The following is a 17,142-nucleotide window of genomic DNA, read 5'->3' on the forward strand; positions in this document are numbered from 1 at the left end:
CTGCCTACTAAACGGCCAGCAGATGGGCCCAATTGCGGCCATGCACGATGTCTTGGATTGCTGCATGGCTAACCCCATAGCGGCGCGCAATAGAAGCGCACTGGCCGTATTTCCCGGTGTATTCCGAGCGTATGTAGAGCACGTCATTGTCGGTTAGGACGGCCTTGCTGTTTCTCGCCCCCTTCCGAGAAAGGAGTCCGTTGCGGAATGCGTGTTGGATATTTTCGCTGCGCGTGATGTATTCAAGATTATCAAGTCGCGGGTTCTGCTTGTTTCCGTCGACATGATTGACCTCGAATCCCTCTGGACATGGCCCGATAAAGACATGGGCCACAAGGCGATGGACATACCAATTCGTGACATCGCCTTCACAGGAGAGCGCAACGGCTGGATACGCCCCGCTACCCGGAATACGGGGCTTGAGGATTGCCCCGATGCGGCCGCGACCGCGCTTCGGTTTTACTATGCGTTTGACCGCGCCATAGTTGCTAACCGCATAATCAGGATGGCTTTGAACAACCTTCCATTGCTCAATCATTACGCAGACCTCATAAGACATGTGCCGCATGCGCTGGCGATAGATGCGTGACTTACCGACGGGGCATTCTTGGCTGCTTCGACCATGCGGGCCAAATCACCGTCTGGATGCCCTACGCCGTATCGCTCAACAACCGACACGAACTCGCTGACGTCATGTCCACGCAAGTAGAGCTTGGGCAAGCCTTCCTGAGTAAACTTGGGAGCCCCGTACTGATCTGTCGCCTGAGCGATGTGATAAAGCTCATGCTCAACCAATCGCAAAAAATCCACATCGCTGCACTGGGCGCAATAGTCAGCAGCCAGGGTGATGATGAATGCCGGCACATCACCGAACCAATCACGCATCTGTTGCTCCATCCGGGCCTTCTGCCAACCGCCGGCGCGGAACGCTACCTGCTCGGCCTGGCCCAGGACCGTCCTACCCTGCTTGTTGAAGCTCGACGATGCCCACATGACTCGGATGTCTGCATCCAGCAGATGGGCATGGTCTTCGTTGTGAATGCTGCCGGTGTCGGCAAGGATTTCGGCTTGGAGCCATTCCCGCACCTCAGGGGCAGGGGCCAAGTGGATGGCGAAGTCGCAAAGTTCAGATATCTCAAGTAACGATGATGGGGGATAAGGTCTAACCATTTATCTGCCCTAGCTGAGGTGACTCGCGTGTGCCACCATCCGCTACCCCGCACATAAAAAGGAGCTCCGGTAATATGGCAAAGATGGTTTGTCTCACTAAAAATAGTTGGCCGCCCTCCGCTACCGTCCTCCACTTTTCATCTGAGGATGAGCCGGTGATTTTGATTATGGACGCCAAGGCAGCTGCTAAGGTCGCTATGGACCAATTTCACGCGAATGAAACCCTGCCGAAACGCCTGGCAGAGAACCACCGAACACTCTCAACCACAGGACAGCTTTACATTCCTATGCTGCACGTCAACTACGACGGCAGCGTTGAGTTCAGTGATGGCAGGCATCGCGCGCTCACGCTAGATTCTTTGGGGTTCGCAACAGTACCCGTTTTGACCAGCCTGAAGAATGCGAACTCCATTCAGCACCTATGGGGCTCCATCGCTACCGCGAACACCGAATACGAATTTTCTGACCCACACGCTACGCAACTCGTCGGCAATTGATCGATGAAGTCGTCGCCACGTTTTTAAGCAAATGAAAACGTGGCGCGGATTAGTTGGCTCGGCGCTCGATACCACCAGGTGCCTTGTCACAGTGCAGACAGTGCTCGCAGTTCAGCGTCCGGCAAAGCCAGATTTTTAACCGCTGCCAGTACGTGACCATGAAGATGTGGCGGGCGCCGGCCAGTGCCAGGGCGACGTGCAGCGTAAGTCCAGCAGTAGTCGGACCGAAGAAGATGCTCTGACTACGCACCGATACGACGAAGCCTGTGATGGCAATCGTGGTGTAGATCAGCTTCCCGAGAATGCCGTCCCTCACCTTACCGCTCAGTACGCACCAGGCAGCCCACAACGCGATCAGGCCGCAGGCGATGGAGTTGATCAGTTCAAGATTCATGGTGGATTGCCTCCCCCGAACCGCTGGCGAATGAGCGCCCAGAGGTCAGCGGATTTGATAGCTCGATTGATGGCCGCCAGGAGTGAGCCGCCGAAGGCCCCCAACAGAAATCCAATACCGGCGACGATCTTCGGCTCAGTGACGTTCAGGTAGGCGCTGACCATGCTCGTAAGATAGATCGAGCAGGCCATGCCGGTGATCAGGAACACCATCCAGGCTCGCCAGTCGGACAAGTCGTCCTTGTGCCACCAGCTCGCAACAACGGCCCCTACCAGGCCCGCTATCAACAATTCGAACCTGTCGATCTTGTCGAGCAGGCGCTGTAAATACTCCATGCGCTCGACTCCGTGGGGCATGACTTGAAATTAGAATGGCTCCAACTGCACTCCCAGCTCAGAGCGATGGGTGTGGTGGGGCTGAAAACGAAAAGCCCTACGTAAAGGCGAGGCAATAAAATTGAGTACAGCCGACGACCTCTAGTTAGGCATAGTGGCCGCCGGCATATTGGTGCTCTCCGAGCTAACAACTCACCCCAATAGAATTTATGGGAGAAGATCGTAGGTCACGAACATAGTGGCGCTGCCAGAGGTGGCACCCCAGAGCCCAGCGCCTGCTGGCAACGAGATTGGGTATTGCAAGTCCCTCAAAGTATTACCACCCCCGAGCATTACGATCGGAACCGAAAAATCCGTGGCGGATTGAGGTTTCGTAGCACCCGCGGCCAGTACAGTCCAGTTGAGACTCTGGACTGATGCAGTACGAATGATCGCCCCGGAAACGTTTTCTGCAGGATTAATAATCTGAACCACGCCAGATACGCTACCGGAAAAATGCTTAGAGCCGATTGGTTGTACATCCATTTTTTTCACCTATTGAGTCGAATGATTTATCGCGGAAAATTCCGCTTTGATGTCGCTCAAAGGCGATGGGGAGAGGCTCATGACCTTCTGGTTGTTGGGCCCGAGAAACTACTACTTACGGCAGCAGGTCGTAGGTCACATAAGCAGTACCGCCGCCGTTCTGAGTCATTGCTACCCACAGGCCCTGACCGGCAGGGATGGTCACAGAGAACGGGAGAGTGGAAGCACCGCCAACGGCGGACAAGATAACGGGCACGTTGGTCACCCAGCGCCCTTCCGGAATGGTCGTGCCGGTACTAATGAATCCGTTCCCGACAGGGCTGATCATGGTAGCTGTTCGAACAACCGCGCCATTGACGTTCTGCGCCGGAGTGAAAACTGCCTCTGCGTAGCTGGTTGCGATCGATTTGAAACGGCTGCCGATTTGTACTGGTTCCATTTTTTCACCTATTGAGTCGAATGATTGTTCGCGGAGGATTCCGCTTTCATGTCGCTCAAAGGCGATTGCTCGAGGCTCGTGGCCTTCACATGATTCAACGTCCCGCATCGGGAACATTTGATCTGGAGCTCTGTAAACCCACCCGTACGGGCGAGAAGTCTTTTGCAGTTTCCGCATCTAAATTCTTTCAACATCTGCAAATTCCTTTTGCTGAATCGCCCTTTCCATGGGCAATAAAAAACCCAGCGCGAAGGCTGGGTTTCTGTGTGCTATTTAGATCGAGTGGCTGTAGAAAAGCGCGTAAGACTCAATGCCGTCGTTTGGCTGTTTGATGCCCGCATTTGAATAGTGAGTAGCGCGGATACCGACTCGCTGCGTGTCGCCGAATTTCAAGCCCGCGCCGATCCGATCTTCAAAGTTGAAGGAGGATCCAAATTTTTGATCGCCAGCGGTCGTGCCCGAGAACATCGCGACACCGACACCGGCCTCGATGAATGGCTTGATTTCACCTTGGCCAAACTCGTAAACGAAAACTGGCGAGAAGGAAACAGAATGACGTGCACCTGCTTCTTTGCCCGATTCCCAGTACGTGTAACCCAGATCCCAATAACCTGTCAGCTTGCCTGTCGAACTTTGCAACCAGGCTTTATCCCAGCCAAAACCCAGCGCTGCTCGGGCAGTCAAACCACTCTGACTAGTCGCACCGATAGCGCCAGATATTTCAGCAGCCTGCACACTCAGTGCTGCACAGGAAAGCACGAGTGCAGCGAGTACTATTTTCTTCATTTTATGACCAATTAGTATTGAAAAATCAGGTAATTACGGATTTTGGAGACCCTCAGAGGATGGCAGCTTCCAAATCGTTCCATAATTTTTCAACCTGTCATTTTTCACATGCATTTTGGCCGAATGCACTTATAAGCAGGGATTTCAGATATTAGATGCAATAAAAAACCCGGCGCGATGGCCGGGCTTTTATTTCAATCCTACACACGCAGGAGTGACAGGATGGATACATATTGGCTCAATGGATCATTTAGTGTCAAGCGGCTTTTGTATCAATGAGGTCTTCTGCGTCCAGTAGTGTTTGAGCACAAACCAGAGCCTCGTCCACTTCTCGATTGAGGACCTTGCGAATATCGCGTCGCCACCGCTCCTGGGTTTTGATCGGATGCGGCCCATCTGCCCAGTTGTCCATCTCATACCAGCCGGCGGGCAGCACGTTAGTGGAGCGCTTACCGTCCACTCCTGGAAGCTTGGGCAGTGCCCAGGTCACAACGGCGCAGTGCACGAATCGCTCTGGTGCCGGTGATCGTACAGATCGAGTCAGCTCAGATATAGCTGCATGCTTGCGCTCAACATGCGTCGAGTACTTCGCCACCAAGGCCCTCCAGTGCGACGGGGTCAAAGCCTTGTGCAGCCGCCCAAACACCCAGCAATCTTGGAGAAACGCCGCCTCCTTGCCGACGATCTCCCCCTTCTGCTTGGCGCATTGCACCTTGGGCTCAAAATCGCAGCCGCCGGCGGAGCTGATAGTCTCGGCCGCGAGCGCCCTAACTACAGCTGAAACAACGTTGCGATAGGTCATGCGGCTTCTCCTTTTTTTAGCTCTCTGGTCATTGCCCGATAGAGGGCAGTCATCGCCTTGAGTTGTTCTACGGTGTACCGTTTGGGCTCATGAGGTCCCTCAAGCCACTCAACAGCTTCAGGGCCGATCCGCTTAACCAGCTCAACGCGGTAGTTAACGATGTCGCCCGATTTGTGGTTGTTGCAGGGGGCACATTGCTTGTGCACATTCAGGGGCTCGAAGCGGATAGCAGGATTGGATGCAACCGTCCGATAGTGCCCGGCGTGATATTGGCCTTCGTGGTGGCGACCACAGCTTACGCAAGGCAGATCCGCGTCACGGGTGCGCACCCAGGCATTGAACGCCTGTTGAGTGTCTTTGAGGTGATCCGCCCTGCTCTTCAGCTTCTCCTTGCGCACCTTTATCTCTCGGCGTTCGATGCTCGCCAGGGACTTGCGCTGCCTGTCCTGCTTGTTCCGCGCGATGACAACGGCACAGCCCGGCGAGCACCAGGACTGAAAACTAACCTTCGGGACGAATGAGGCCCTGCAAGCAGGGTTCTTACAAGACTTGGGCTTGGGCGCCCTCTTCTCCTTGATGGCTACACGCATGCTTTGCCCTCCTTGGCTTTTCGTCGGTTGTTGCCGAACAACGGTGCCTGCCCCTCGTCCAGCATCCAGTCGAATCTCTCTTTGCAACCTGTGGCGCACTGGCGCAGGTTCAGGCTCGTCAGGTTTGTCATCGGTTCGCCACAGTCAGGGCAAGGCTTTCCGTATCCGTTGTCGTGGCTCATGCAGCCTCCTTGAATGCTTCAAATTCTGCCATTTCGGTCAGGCGCTCTTCCGTGAGCGTCGGCCAGTCGTGCAGCACCAGGTACGCGCAGCACTGGCGCCAAAAATCTTGGAATGTCTCCTCCCCCATAGAGTCGTAGGAAAGGCTACGGGGCGTCTTGCGGGTGAGTTGGCCCAGGCCGGGGATGTCGAACAGCTCCTCGTCGCAGTAGACGCCTGACTCCAGTTGCAGGGCTTTGATGGCGTCGTGGGATTGCTTGCCAGAGAACCGGTCGATGTTCTGGCTCAGTACTCGGCCCAGGCCATGGACCAAACCATTGAACCGCGGATTGCGCGGCTGCTTGAGATCGGCGCGAATCTTCGTGTTGATCCGAAAATCACGCTCCCGCAGGATCGACCGGTCAGCGTCGGAGGACGGCACGAACGCGGCGACCTCTTTGCCGGTGGCGGGATCTACAAGGCGGCGCAGAACCAGGTAAACGGGCATTGGGCGGGGTTTCGCTGACTTGGTCATTGCGCCGCCCTCTTCGCTTCCAAATCGTGGGCCTGCTGGATCAGCAGCGCCCGGCGGTCCGCCAACTCGTTGGCCGCTTCAATCCGTAATTCAGTTTTCCGCTCGGCGCTGGCCTTGCGCATTTCCAGCATGGAGTTCTTCACCAGCTCGAGCTTCTGGCGTAGTGCCGGTTCTGGCCGAGTAACAGCTCCAGTCAGCAAGCCCGCAACGGCACGCCCGTCTTCGGTGATCGGCTCGAGGCTCAGGTCTGCCAGGTACTTCTGGCCGTGCTCGCGGGGAATACGCTTCAGCTCCATGGCCTTGGTCACGGCCTGAACGCGGCGATTGGCGTCGAACCCTACAGAGACGTGCCAGCTCACCGACTTGGCGTCTTCGCGAGCCTGACCGACGAACCGCTCGTAAGCGCTGATGAACGCCATGCGAGCCCCCACCTTGTCACCAGCGTCGAGGACAGGCTTGGCAGCGGCCAGCGCCAGCTGGATCTCGTCGGTCAATACCACGGTCTCGAATTCGTCGTTAGTGGTCATGGCGATGGCCCAGGCTTCGTCCTTGCCGGGACGACCGTCGGAGGACTGGACACGCTGCAGGATTTCGGCCATTGCCAGCTTGCCCTTCACCTCAAAGCGGCAGGCTTTCAGCGCGGCCTTGACGACGGGCACCGGGTAGGCGCAAAGGTCTTCGGCCATCATTGCAGCGGTGCCAGGGTTCATTTCCTGGCCCATGGCTTCGGCAGTCGCGCAGATGGCGGCGGCCAGCCCTGCGACCTGCTGGTCGTTCATTTCAAAGGTATTCATTGCGTTCACCTGCTTGGCGTTTGGCCAGAACCATCTGGGCCGCTTGCTCAGCTGCGGACAGGTTTGCCTCAGTCCGTTCCATCTGGCGGGCGGTGGTGCCGTTGATGCGTTGCCCGGTCACCCACTGGGTGTGGTAGCTCTCGGCGTTGGCCAGCAGCTCGTTGAGGCTGTGGCACTTGCGAAGCACAGCGGCGTCGCTGGTCTTTAGGAAGTGTGCGGCAACATGGTGGGCGACATCGGCGCCGAGACGGTCGACCAGTTGACCGAGTTGACCGCCGACCTTGGCGTTCCACACCGGCCAGGCGCTGTAGCGCTTGCGGTAGGCCATGGCGTAGTTCGCCCAAACCTTGAAGGTTTTGCAGGTATGGTCTTTGGGGCCAGGCATGTCGGCGGGGATTTCAACCCGTGGGGTGTCGGTACCATCAACAACCAGCACCAAGCCGCGGGACTGAGCGGGCGCAACCTCGGCGGGAGCCGGGGGTGCAATTGGTTCAATGACCGGTTCCATGACTGGTTCAAGAGAGTTACTGATTCTGGGTGCAAATGCTGCACTACCCCCTGGTGCAGGAGATTCACTAGGGGGCGAACCTGCTGCACTACCCTGGTGAATTTGCTGCACTACCCCTGGTGCAGGAGGTGCACCACCACCATCAAGAGTGAGGAAGTAAACGTTCGACGAGTTTCCTTTCGGACCACCCTTACGGATTTCCTTACGCAGCAATCCCGATTCACACAAGGCTGCTATGTGGTTCATAACGGAGCGCTTGCTAATCTCGCACTGATCGGCGATGTGCTGATAGGACGGCCAGCATTCGCCTACATCGCTAGCGTTGTCGGCCAGCTTGATCAGGACAAGCTTGCGCAATGGATTGCCGACGCGAAGCTTCATCGCGGCGACCATAAGGCCCATGCTCACGCGGCACCTCGCACTGCTTTATCGTGGGTGAACAGCCCATCCCAAGTCTTCTTCATGGGCAGCTCGCCGGCAAGGTACAGGTCGTACAGGCGTGCAGCGCCCTTCTTCAGCAGAACGGGCGTGTAGGAGATGAACGGGTCTTTGCCGTGGGGTGTGACTTCGTGCTGGTGCTCGGTCATGTACTTGTCGCGGGCGTACGAGCCGACACGGTGACGGTTACCGGACTTGCTCTCGTTGTAGAGCCAGCTGCGCGATTCCAGGTAATTGCCCACCTGCATGACGTTGACCCCATTCAGGCCCTTGCAGAACTGGGTGTGGGTCATGCCTTCCTTGATCAGGTTTTCCAAGGAGTGGATCTTGGTGGCTTGCTGCTCGACCTGGGCAGTGAGCATCAAACGGGCCTTTTCAGACTCCATGGCGATCTGCAGGATTTCGATGGTAGAGAGCGGTTGAGGCTTGTCGATCTGCCCCTCCAGCTCTCTCCAGCGGCGAACGACCGCAAGACGCATTTTCGCGCTATATCCAGTAAGCAGCGTGTCGGTCATCTCTCTGTCGAGATTGAAGCAAGGAAGCAGCCTTCCGGTGCTGTCCCTGTACTGGGCTGAATATTCAGCCGAGTCAGTTTCAAGCTCGGCGAACATGGACCGGACGTCAGCCAGCACATTCTTGTGTAGCTTCCTGGCAAGCTCCGCGATTTCAACGGAAGACATTGTCTGCGCCACGTTTTCAGATTGCGAAAAACGTGGCGCGAGATTGTTGGGGCTATTGATCGATTCGGTGTGTTGGTGCATGATTCGCTCCAGTTGTTTACCGCTGTAGAAAAAGCCACCCTCGTCCGGTGGCTTTTTTGTGTCTGTAACTCAGGCGGCCTTCACGGACTGCTTGAACACTTCCAGGCTGACGATCACTTCCTCAGCCTCCTTGAGCAGTTCGGACTTCTCGCGAGAACAGACGCGACCGTCGGCCTGGGCGTCGAACGCGAGGCGGGTCACATCAGCCAGATCGGCGTGGAGTCGCAGAAGCGCGGAGTTGAGGTTGATTCCCTCGGGCTTGTCCTTCGGCACCAAGTCAAAGCCAAACGCATCGGCCCACGCTTTCAAAGGGCGAAAATCCTGGGTGAACTTCATAATCCGGTGCAGCTCTTCCACGTTCATGCGGTGGGTTTCGTAGTGCGGGTTTGCTTTTTGTGAAACCAGCGTGCGACTGGTGAAGTCAGCACCCTCCGCGATCCGACCTGCCCCGTGCGTATCCACCACGTCATAAATGGCTGTCATCAATTCCTGCATGTAACACCTCGAAATTCTTTACGTGGCGCCCTGCAGGTGCAGAGGCGATCATTTGCTCAATGGAACGGCGGACAGGGATGTCAGGCGGCGGTTTTCTTGGCGCCTTGGGCGTCCAGTTCCTTGAAAACATCCGGCCTGGCGATGCGCAGAAACATCATCCGAGCCCTTGGGATGCCGTATTTCCTCCAATCACTTACTGATGGAGGTCGCACTTCACACAGCTCGGCGACACGGAAAGTGCCACCGAGAGCATCAATAATTTCATTTGGGTTCATGCCTGATTTCTCCGGCTATTCGCATAGGTATAGATACTAGGCATACCTTTTATTTGGGTCAATAGGAATACCTTATATTCCTAGTGTTAGGCTCCCCTAATGAGGACACTTCAAGAACGTTTAAAGCTGGCGATGGCCGGCCCGCCAAAGGTCACGCAGGCAGCTCTGGCTCGCGCCTGCGGGATTCGCGCACCGTCTGTTAATGATTGGATTTCAGGAAAAACCAAAACGATTGAGGGCGAGAATCTTTTGATCGCCGCCGACTATCTAAAGGTTATGCCGATGTGGCTGGCTACTGGAAAGGGGCCGATGAGGAAGGGTTCGGATGACGGAGCGCAGCCTGCAAGCAAGGAGAGTAATGTCGTGCCGATTGAGTCTCGCCGGAAATCGCAGGACTCCAGCTTTATCACGATCCCTCAGCTCGATGTTGCCGGCTCGATGGGTTCAGGCAGAGTGCCGCCCGACCATATCGAGGTCATCAGAGACATTACGGTGCATCTCGACTGGCTGAAGACGCAGGGCTTGTCATATTCCAAGCTGGAGAACCTAGCCATCATTGATGGGGACGGTGACAGTATGGAGGGCACATTCCGAAATGGTGACGCTCTCCTGGTAGACCGTGGTATCACTGAGATTCGCACTGATGCGATCTATGTTTTCACGCTGGAGGGCGAGCTTTTCATTAAGCGCCTGCAGCGCTTGACCGGCGGCTCTCTGCGTATGATTTCAGACAATCCGGTTTACCCGCCGATAATGATTGAAGGTGACATGCTCGCAAAAGTGCATATCCAGGCTCGTGTTTTGCTTGTTTGGAATGCTCGCAAGCTGTAACGACCACAAGGAGGTGGTGAATGGCTATGAGATTTCAAAAGCGGATTCAAATACTCCCCTGGGTCTGGCTAAACATCAGTAAAACCGGTTTCAGCTTTTCGTTCGGCCCGCCAGGACTGAGCGTCAACACGAGCAGGAAGGGAGTAAGGGTCACTGCCGGCCTTCCAGGGACAGGCCTATCGACGAGCCACCTGATAAAGAGCGAGCAAGCCAACGATCAGGCGCATGAGCAAGCCTTGGCAGAGGCATTGGCAAGCGCTGATAAAACGATTGCAGATATAGACGTTCTGCTTGCTGAGTGCAGGTTCGCGGGATGGCTTGAAAATTACCTTGACCAAGGCAGTTACGCCGCAGATCCAATGTATGGCCGAGCTGTGATTGCAACGCTTACAGGCAACCACCTCAGCCCTGCCTTCGTTTCTCACTATCTAAAAGTTGATGCTGCGCGAGGTCGAAGATTGATGGAGCTGATGGAGGCTGACGGAATTATTCCAGAAGAGCCTGGGGCTATCACCCCTAAATCGCCCTTGGACATAGTCGCGCTCAGAGAAGCTTTTGATAGGTATGAGCGCGAATCAGGCGAATGGCAATACTCGCGATGACCCTGGAGGCGCCATGCCCCTGACCAAACCCAACCAGCAGCTTCGCCGCGACCTGAAAGAGGCTGCGGCCCTCCTAAAGTGGTCAGGCGTCGATCTGATGCAGGCTGCCGTCAAGCTATCTGAGGCGGGCCAGGAAGATGACGCCCAGGAGCTGATCAAAATCGCGACACGGTTTCAGGTGGTCGAGGATCTGATGGCGGGGTATGCGGATGAGGTGAAGGCGGGAGATATTATTCGGTTGAGCAATAATACCTCCTAAACGACGCCGCCCACTATAAATTAAAAGACTTTACCAAAATTCTATCTATTGCAGGGACGCTAAAGTGGGACAGAAAAACAACAGAGATAAATACACCCATATTAAAAAAATAAACATCTCTCACTTTCGAGGCCTAAAAGATTTAACTGTCCCGCTAGGCAGAAGAATTACGCTTCTCTGCGGGAAAAATGGCACCTCAAAATCTTCCATCTTAGGAATTGCAGCTCAAGTTTTCAGCTTCGAAAAAGACTACGTCAAAGATAAGCTTCTTTCATTCCAAACACTTACAGGCGCCAAGTTTGAGTCAAGAGTTTCAGAGCACTTCAGATTATCGAAGAAATTCGACAAGCCCGACTCAATGGAAACTTCGGTATCTATACATGACGGTTATACATTTGAAGAAGCTGACTTAATTTTAAAACTATACGACTCAAAAGATAGAAGCAAGCCTAGACCTATCGTCCGAGGAAATACACTTTCCGATGGAGAAAATACGAGCCGCAATGCAACGCACCCAGTCATTTATCTAAGCCTCAAGCGTTTGACACCCATATCTCAACGTCCGAAATATTCGCAGCATGATATAGAGTTTTTATCTGAGCATCGTCGTGCTTTCGTAGCCCTGAGCAACAGACTGCTAAGCAAGCGCTCCGCGACATCTGTAACGGCAACCACCGGTACGATAAAGTCTGCTACCGCGCACGGGGACAACTATGATCACGACTCGGTTTCAGCCGGCGAAGATAATGCAGGGCAAATATTGCTGGCCATCTTTTCGTTTAGAAAACTAAAAGAAGAGTATGCCGAATACAAAGGCGGACTTTTACTTATTGATGAAGCCGATGCAGGACTATTTCCGGCAGCACAAAAACAACTAATTAAGATCTTGACCGAGGAATGCAAGGATTTAAACCTGCAAGTAATCATGACATCCCACTCACCAACAATGATTGAAGACCTTCAAAAATTAAGTTTGGTCGACAAAGAAAACTACCAAAATATATATTTAAGCGACAGCTATGGACCAATTCAAGTCTTTGAGAATGTAACTTGGCCTCAAATATATGCCGACCTTCACGTACAAACTATTGCAGTAGATACCAATCTTCTACCACAAATAAATTTGTATTTCGAGGACAAGGAAGCTTACGACCTTTATGCGTCTATAGTCAGCGATCGAACCATCAAAAAAGTCACAAACGCATTAAAAGATGTAGCCCTCGGCTGCTCTGAGTACATAAAGCTCGTTAAGCGAAAAATCCCGGAATTTTGCAGTAAAAGCATTATCATTCTTGACGGAGATGTCGAGGGAGTGAAAGGTATGGACAGTATTCTTAAGCTGCCCGGAACTCTACCGCCAGATCAGCTTATCTTTGAGTTTCTATACAACCTCCCACCTGAAGACCCTTATTGGAAAAACTCCTCTGGATTCAACAAGCCTGTTTTCATTTCGTTATGCGATAAAATTTCAGAGGTGCTTCAGATCGACCCTGCCGACGAGGTCATTGACATGGCGCAGCTTGTGGCTAGCTACCGGAAAAAATCCGGCCCAGAGGACCAGCGTCTGCGGGGTCACTTTAAGGCTTTCGCAAAAAACGCCACCTTTTTGGGCATGGTCAATGGGGGGGCAGCGAAGAATCCTTATAGAGCCTGGGTTAAGCATAACGCAGGGGCTGCGGAGGCGTTCAGAGAAAGTCTCCGGAAAAGCCTGCGGAGCACCATGATCAATGGTCACGGTATCGATTCGGCACTGCTCAAAATTCTTGACGCGCCTGAGGCAAAAAAAGCAGTGGCTACCGTTCCGGAATAGGGCTGGCCAAGTATACTGCCGGCCGTTAAACTGAGGTCGCGCGCACCTCAAAGGATGAGATCTAATGTACTCCAACAAGCTATACAGCCCCCTACGCTACCCTGGCGGCAAGGCTCGCTTTGCGCCTTTCATTGCCGAGGTGATGCGGGCTAATGGCCTGGCGGACGGGCACTATCTCGAGCCGTTTGCTGGCGGAGCCGGAGTTGCCCTAGAGCTTCTTTTCGACGGGCATGCCTCGCATATTCATATCAATGATCTCGATCCGGCCGTATTCGCCTTCTGGTCAGCTGCGACAACCGATCCGGACGGAATCCTAAAACTACTCCGGGACACGCCAATCACCATGGAGCAATGGCATCACTGGCGCTCCGTGATGCTTGCCCAGGACCCAGAGCTCTCCCTTGCCGAGAGGGGTTTCGCTACGCTTTTTGTGAACCGTACAAACCGATCCGGCATCCTCAAGGGTGGAGTCATCGGGGGCAAGGCTCAGACTGGCGCCTACAAACTCGATGCCCGATTCAGCAAGAAGATGATTGCAACCAGGCTTGAACGAATCGCTCTGAATGCAGATCGGATTTCAGTTTATTGCGAGGACGCCTTTCTTTTGCTCAGTCGCGCAGCAGAGTTTCTGCCAGAGGAATCACTGATCTACCTTGACCCGCCGTACTACGTTAAAGGGCGCGGCCTGTACCGAAACTTCTACAAGCACGATGATCATCTGCAAATTGCTGAATTGCTGCAGTCGATCAGCTTTGAGAGACCATGGGTAGTCTCCTACGATAGCGCACCAGAAATCTGTGAGATGTACAGCCAGAACGAGGCTCTGACTTACGGACTGCACTATACCGCCCAAGCGCGATATGTAGGCGACGAGGTAATGTTCTTCAAAGAAGGCATCTCTGTGCCTGATGCGAAAATCCCTAGAGCCACTGTGGCGGCATGACTCCAAGCCCGGCCCAGCGCCGGGCTTCTTGTTTCTGCCCTCCCCGACCTGGTCTATCCTCAGTACGGGCGCCAATCCAGCTGGACTGGCGCCCAGCCCGCCATCACCGTTCCCCGATTGGCGGGCTTTTTGTTCCTCCGCATATCTAAAATTAACTGAACTAAACGGTTAGACCGGCTTCTACGCTCGCATAGCCCCCTGAGTAACAGATATGCTCATTCTCGAAAACTCGGCACTTCTCCAGAGCCTGATATCTCAGCTGTCGGGTACCGACGGACGATCTTCATTGTCTCTGACCGGTAGCGCCAGCGAAAACCTGATGGGCCTTAGGGATCTCCTGCAATTAGAGATGATCACAGGTGAGTTCGGGTACGGGGTGATTGCAGATCCGCTTGGGCTCCTCCTGACGTCTGCTGAAGCAATACTGCTGACCAAGCGAGGCTCGTTATTCTCCGGCTAGAAACTGCCGTTTCCGCTACCAGGTTCTAGCCCCAACCCCATCCTGCTCCAGCCGTCCTGCTGCGCTTTTAGCTTCTCTTACCTGGAGCCTTCCCATGCCTACCGCCTACTCCCTACCCGATATGCTCGAACGTATGTAAGAGAAACAGCTTGCCCTGGAGGCCGCCATTATGGAATTGTCGATCTGGACCGCTAACCATGGCGGCCTTCACGTAGACGAGAACGTGCGCGGCGCCCTGGCAACCATCGGAGAGAACGCCGGCCAAAATGAACAAGGGCTAGCGAGGTTGCGAACCAAAGAGCTGGACTGACGCGGGTAAAGCCAAGCAGCCAGAGAATGAATTCGGCTCTACCGCATTGACTTGGGCCATTTCCTTCACCAACTACGAATCGACAAGAAGAGTTGAGGCATCGCGAACAAGCTGAAGCCACTCCTCAGTACTTATCACTCGCTCGCGCTCCAAAGTATTGGCCATGCCGATGAGAATGTCATAAAGCTCCTCTGGATCAAGGTAAAGCTCAGGCTCCTTGAGCATACGGCGCCATGTCGCTAGAAAGTCTGCTTTTCTGTCCTTGCTCATAGCTATCCCCCAATCAAGTCCTTTCGCTTTAGAAGAAAGACATAACTCACTGTTCCATCTTTTTCCAATGCCAGTAGCAATGGCGGAGATAGGTGACGTTTTCTAAGCCTCTCGCCCGCCACAGAGCGTTTTTCTGAGCCTGCTCTCTCTAGTCTGAGTCCGTAGACCGCCAATGGTTGCTGCATGCCACGAATGGTAAAGTGCGGGCTCAATTAAGGGAGGGATCCAATGAAATCGAAGATAGCGCTTTTCTTTTTTGCGGCTTTCGTTGCGGCACCGGCATTAGCGGCCAAGAAAGCTCCAGAGCCCGGCCCGTGGACCCGAGAGCCTGACAGCTTCATGGGTATTAGCTTTAACAAAAATCTCGAATCGTCCCTGCCTGCTTGTCCCAAAAATTACGCCGCTACAGGCGCAATGTGCCGGGAGGCGCCTTATCAGACCTATTACCGGATTCAGCATGGACCGGAAATAGGCGTCGGCTATCAACTGGGCATCATGGCCTCTAACAACGCCGTTGACTCTTTTTATCTGACGACCAATCCTGACCGGTTTGAAGACCTAGTGACTATATTCATCAAAAAATACGGTGATCCGTCTCAGCGCATTCCTCAAACGGTGAAGACGAAAGGCGGGGCTGAATTTCAGAATGAATTGCTGCTGTGGAAGGGTAAGGCCGTAACGATCGTGATCACTAAATACGACGGAGATATCAACACCACTTCCGCGTCCCTGCAGAGCAATGCATCCACTGAGCGCAAAGCCCAGGAGAAGAACTCCGGAGCAACAAGCGGCGCCAGCAAGCTTTAAAGAAAACGCAACTCATTGAGCCCGCCACTGAGCGGGCTTTTTCATGCCTAACGAAAAATAATTAGGCATACCTATTTACCACAAAAGAAGGATTGCCTAATGTTCACTCCATCGAGACGCCACAGCGACTCGCCAGGGCCTCAGGGCCTGACCGCTCTTTAATAGTCAGCGCAATACAGAAATACCAACAGACCGCATTGCCTCTACCGGCGACCGGCGATCAGACGGGTCAGATAGCCCGCCCACGACAGGAGAACCCTGTACGGCTGATCGAGAGCGAAACGCTCGAACCGTGCGAACGACCCGACAAGCAATGCGCCCCGCCTTCCCCGGCGGTAATTGGGAGGTATCGAGCTTCGCCCACCGGTTACCGGCGGCGCGGTGAGTGACCAGACAGATGAGTGCGAACTGGACCAGGGCCAGGTGGTAACGGATGCGTACCAACGAGATTCAAGCCGGTGACCGACGCCAGTAGCGTGTCACGGCGGAAGTTTTCACTGATGCCCATCCAGAGCGGTGGGCATTGGGAAAACAACCAATCCAGCACGGAGCCTCAAATGAGCGAACAAACCCTTCAAGCGCTGCTTGCCGAGCGCGTCACTGCATACGCCCAGTCAGACCGCCCGCGCGAACTGATCGACGAGGGTATCGAGAAGCTTTTCAAAGAAGTTGTTAGCGACACTTTCCGCTCCTACGGCGATTTCGGCGGAGCCATCAAGGAGGCTGTCAAGGCTGCGTTGCCGGCCAACGTCTCCGACGTGTTCGACCTTCAGCGTTACAACGCGGTCGTCGCGAATGCGCTTCGTCAGCGGTGGGAAGCGGCCGGCCTGGGCGCAATCATCTTGGAGCAGGCTGACAAGTCGATCAGTGAGGTGCTTACCGGCGATGGCCTGATAGCTGGCGAGGTATCACTGAAGGCCCTGCTCGACGAATTCATCGAGCATCACAAGGACAGCGCCGCAGAAGGCCAATGGGAGCGTCCGGAAATCCGTGTTGAGGAAGGAGACGGCAGCTACTCACACAAAACACTTCACATCTACTTCGATCCGGAGCCAGAAGGCAGTTACCGGAGCAGCCACTACTCGTCATCCTCACGCAGCAACTACAGCCTGAAACATGCTCTGCACGTGAGCATCAAAGGCGAACGTGAAACCGGCGATCGCTGGAAACCCACTATCGCCTTCGGCGAGGTCTACAGCGCAAAGCTGGATGACAAAAAGTTAGCCATCAACATGCAGGTTTATTCGAAGTGGGAGCGCATGTTGGCGTCCCTGTACTTTGGCAACGCCGTTTTGGTAATCGACTGCGACCCCGACGACCTGAGCTACGGGCTCTACGACTGAACAA

The 17,142-nt window shown here is 54.4% G+C and carries 26 protein-coding genes; 9 read left to right on the plus strand and 17 right to left on the minus strand.

The window, feature by feature from the left end:
* Nucleotides 1-7 precede the first annotated feature (7 nt).
* Nucleotides 8-538 carry an HNH endonuclease gene (locus tag MJP36_RS17590; protein ID WP_244383620.1) on the minus strand — a complete coding sequence of 177 codons (531 nt, stop codon included), beginning with the start codon at nucleotides 536-538 and terminating at the stop codon, nucleotides 8-10.
* On the minus strand, nucleotides 538-1,170 hold the full coding sequence (locus tag MJP36_RS17595) for a putative metallopeptidase (protein WP_244383621.1): 633 nt from the start codon (nucleotides 1,168-1,170) through the stop codon (nucleotides 538-540). The genes MJP36_RS17590 and MJP36_RS17595 overlap by 1 nt, the downstream gene beginning before the upstream one ends.
* A gap of 74 nt (nucleotides 1,171-1,244) precedes the next feature.
* Between MJP36_RS17595 and MJP36_RS17600 the strand changes: the two genes are divergently transcribed.
* On the plus strand, nucleotides 1,245-1,667 hold the full coding sequence (locus MJP36_RS17600; RefSeq protein ID WP_244383622.1) for a hypothetical protein: 423 nt from the start codon (nucleotides 1,245-1,247) through the stop codon (nucleotides 1,665-1,667).
* Between the two features lie 49 nt (nucleotides 1,668-1,716).
* Here the strand turns inward: MJP36_RS17600 and MJP36_RS17605 are convergent, their stop codons facing one another.
* The 14 genes from MJP36_RS17605 to MJP36_RS17670 all read right to left on the minus strand — a co-directional run bounded on the left by MJP36_RS17605 (nucleotide 1,717) and on the right by MJP36_RS17670 (nucleotide 9,503).
* Nucleotides 1,717-2,061, minus strand: a complete 345-nt coding sequence (locus tag MJP36_RS17605) for a hypothetical protein (RefSeq protein WP_244383623.1) — start codon at nucleotides 2,059-2,061, stop codon at nucleotides 1,717-1,719.
* Entirely contained in the window at nucleotides 2,058-2,396 is a 339-nt protein-coding gene (locus MJP36_RS17610) for an MFS transporter (protein WP_244383624.1), read from the minus strand. Before MJP36_RS17610 ends, MJP36_RS17605 begins: the two co-directional genes overlap by 4 nt.
* A gap of 640 nt (nucleotides 2,397-3,036) precedes the next feature.
* Nucleotides 3,037-3,360 (minus strand): hypothetical protein, encoded by a 324-nt coding sequence (locus MJP36_RS17615; RefSeq protein WP_134657787.1) that lies wholly within the window; start codon nucleotides 3,358-3,360, stop codon nucleotides 3,037-3,039.
* An 8-nt stretch (nucleotides 3,361-3,368) separates the two neighbouring features.
* A complete protein-coding gene (locus MJP36_RS17620) occupies nucleotides 3,369-3,554 on the minus strand; it encodes a zinc finger domain-containing protein (RefSeq protein ID WP_244383625.1) in 186 nt (61 codons plus the stop codon).
* 79 nt (nucleotides 3,555-3,633) lie between these two features.
* Nucleotides 3,634-4,146, minus strand: coding sequence for an acyloxyacyl hydrolase (locus tag MJP36_RS17625; protein WP_169903602.1), 513 nt, complete (start codon nucleotides 4,144-4,146; stop codon nucleotides 3,634-3,636).
* Between the two features lie 256 nt (nucleotides 4,147-4,402).
* Complete coding sequence (locus MJP36_RS17630) at nucleotides 4,403-4,948, minus strand: hypothetical protein (protein WP_244383626.1); 546 nt, start codon at nucleotides 4,946-4,948, stop codon at nucleotides 4,403-4,405.
* Nucleotides 4,945-5,538 (minus strand): recombination protein NinG, encoded by a 594-nt coding sequence (locus MJP36_RS17635; RefSeq protein ID WP_244383627.1) that lies wholly within the window; start codon nucleotides 5,536-5,538, stop codon nucleotides 4,945-4,947. Before MJP36_RS17635 ends, MJP36_RS17630 begins: the two co-directional genes overlap by 4 nt.
* Nucleotides 5,529-5,720, minus strand: a complete 192-nt coding sequence (locus tag MJP36_RS17640) for a hypothetical protein (RefSeq protein WP_244383628.1) — start codon at nucleotides 5,718-5,720, stop codon at nucleotides 5,529-5,531. Before MJP36_RS17640 ends, MJP36_RS17635 begins: the two co-directional genes overlap by 10 nt.
* Nucleotides 5,717-6,232, minus strand: coding sequence for a hypothetical protein (locus tag MJP36_RS17645; protein WP_134657792.1), 516 nt, complete (start codon nucleotides 6,230-6,232; stop codon nucleotides 5,717-5,719). Before MJP36_RS17645 ends, MJP36_RS17640 begins: the two co-directional genes overlap by 4 nt.
* Nucleotides 6,229-7,026: a hypothetical protein gene (locus tag MJP36_RS17650; RefSeq protein ID WP_244383629.1), complete on the minus strand. Its 798-nt coding sequence runs from the start codon at nucleotides 7,024-7,026 to the stop codon at nucleotides 6,229-6,231. Before MJP36_RS17650 ends, MJP36_RS17645 begins: the two co-directional genes overlap by 4 nt.
* Nucleotides 7,013-7,942, minus strand: a complete 930-nt coding sequence (locus MJP36_RS17655; RefSeq protein ID WP_244383630.1) for a helix-turn-helix domain-containing protein — start codon at nucleotides 7,940-7,942, stop codon at nucleotides 7,013-7,015. The genes MJP36_RS17650 and MJP36_RS17655 overlap by 14 nt, the downstream gene beginning before the upstream one ends.
* Nucleotides 7,939-8,733: a Rha family transcriptional regulator gene (locus MJP36_RS17660; protein WP_244383631.1), complete on the minus strand. Its 795-nt coding sequence runs from the start codon at nucleotides 8,731-8,733 to the stop codon at nucleotides 7,939-7,941. Before MJP36_RS17660 ends, MJP36_RS17655 begins: the two co-directional genes overlap by 4 nt.
* Nucleotides 8,734-8,802: 69 nt before the next feature.
* A complete protein-coding gene (locus tag MJP36_RS17665) occupies nucleotides 8,803-9,228 on the minus strand; it encodes a phage regulatory CII family protein (protein ID WP_244383632.1) in 426 nt (141 codons plus the stop codon).
* Between the two features lie 80 nt (nucleotides 9,229-9,308).
* The gene (locus tag MJP36_RS17670; protein WP_010566447.1) at nucleotides 9,309-9,503 is read right to left on the minus strand and encodes a helix-turn-helix domain-containing protein; all 195 of its coding nucleotides are present in this window, start codon (nucleotides 9,501-9,503) and stop codon (nucleotides 9,309-9,311) included.
* A 99-nt stretch (nucleotides 9,504-9,602) separates the two neighbouring features.
* On the opposite strand from MJP36_RS17670, the gene MJP36_RS17675 reads away from it, so the two are divergent.
* The 6 genes from MJP36_RS17675 to MJP36_RS17700 all read left to right on the plus strand — a co-directional run bounded on the left by MJP36_RS17675 (nucleotide 9,603) and on the right by MJP36_RS17700 (nucleotide 14,408).
* Nucleotides 9,603-10,334, plus strand: coding sequence for a S24 family peptidase (locus MJP36_RS17675; RefSeq protein ID WP_244383633.1), 732 nt, complete (start codon nucleotides 9,603-9,605; stop codon nucleotides 10,332-10,334).
* Between the two features lie 20 nt (nucleotides 10,335-10,354).
* Complete coding sequence (locus tag MJP36_RS17680; protein ID WP_244383634.1) at nucleotides 10,355-10,936, plus strand: DUF4236 domain-containing protein; 582 nt, start codon at nucleotides 10,355-10,357, stop codon at nucleotides 10,934-10,936.
* A gap of 13 nt (nucleotides 10,937-10,949) precedes the next feature.
* On the plus strand, nucleotides 10,950-11,195 hold the full coding sequence (locus MJP36_RS17685) for a hypothetical protein (RefSeq protein ID WP_244383635.1): 246 nt from the start codon (nucleotides 10,950-10,952) through the stop codon (nucleotides 11,193-11,195).
* Nucleotides 11,196-11,259: 64 nt separating this feature from the next.
* On the plus strand, nucleotides 11,260-13,005 hold the full coding sequence (locus MJP36_RS17690) for an ATP-dependent nuclease (RefSeq protein WP_244383636.1): 1,746 nt from the start codon (nucleotides 11,260-11,262) through the stop codon (nucleotides 13,003-13,005).
* A gap of 64 nt (nucleotides 13,006-13,069) precedes the next feature.
* Nucleotides 13,070-13,948 (plus strand): DNA adenine methylase, encoded by an 879-nt coding sequence (locus MJP36_RS17695; protein WP_244383637.1) that lies wholly within the window; start codon nucleotides 13,070-13,072, stop codon nucleotides 13,946-13,948.
* 211 nt (nucleotides 13,949-14,159) lie between these two features.
* Nucleotides 14,160-14,408 (plus strand): hypothetical protein, encoded by a 249-nt coding sequence (locus tag MJP36_RS17700; RefSeq protein ID WP_244383638.1) that lies wholly within the window; start codon nucleotides 14,160-14,162, stop codon nucleotides 14,406-14,408.
* A gap of 382 nt (nucleotides 14,409-14,790) precedes the next feature.
* On the opposite strand, the gene MJP36_RS17705 is transcribed toward MJP36_RS17700, so the two are convergent.
* Entirely contained in the window at nucleotides 14,791-14,988 is a 198-nt protein-coding gene (locus MJP36_RS17705; RefSeq protein WP_244383639.1) for a hypothetical protein, read from the minus strand.
* 228 nt (nucleotides 14,989-15,216) lie between these two features.
* Here MJP36_RS17705 and MJP36_RS17710 point away from each other — a divergent pair, with 228 nt between their 5' ends.
* Nucleotides 15,217-15,795: a hypothetical protein gene (locus MJP36_RS17710; protein WP_244383640.1), complete on the plus strand. Its 579-nt coding sequence runs from the start codon at nucleotides 15,217-15,219 to the stop codon at nucleotides 15,793-15,795.
* Between the two features lie 557 nt (nucleotides 15,796-16,352).
* On the plus strand, nucleotides 16,353-17,138 hold the full coding sequence (locus MJP36_RS17715; RefSeq protein WP_244383641.1) for a hypothetical protein: 786 nt from the start codon (nucleotides 16,353-16,355) through the stop codon (nucleotides 17,136-17,138).
* Nucleotides 17,139-17,142: the final 4 nt, after the last annotated feature.

Origin of the sequence: Pseudomonas palleroniana, assembly GCF_022836895.1 — a bacterium.
Lineage (GTDB): Bacteria > Pseudomonadota > Gammaproteobacteria > Pseudomonadales > Pseudomonadaceae > Aquipseudomonas > Aquipseudomonas palleroniana.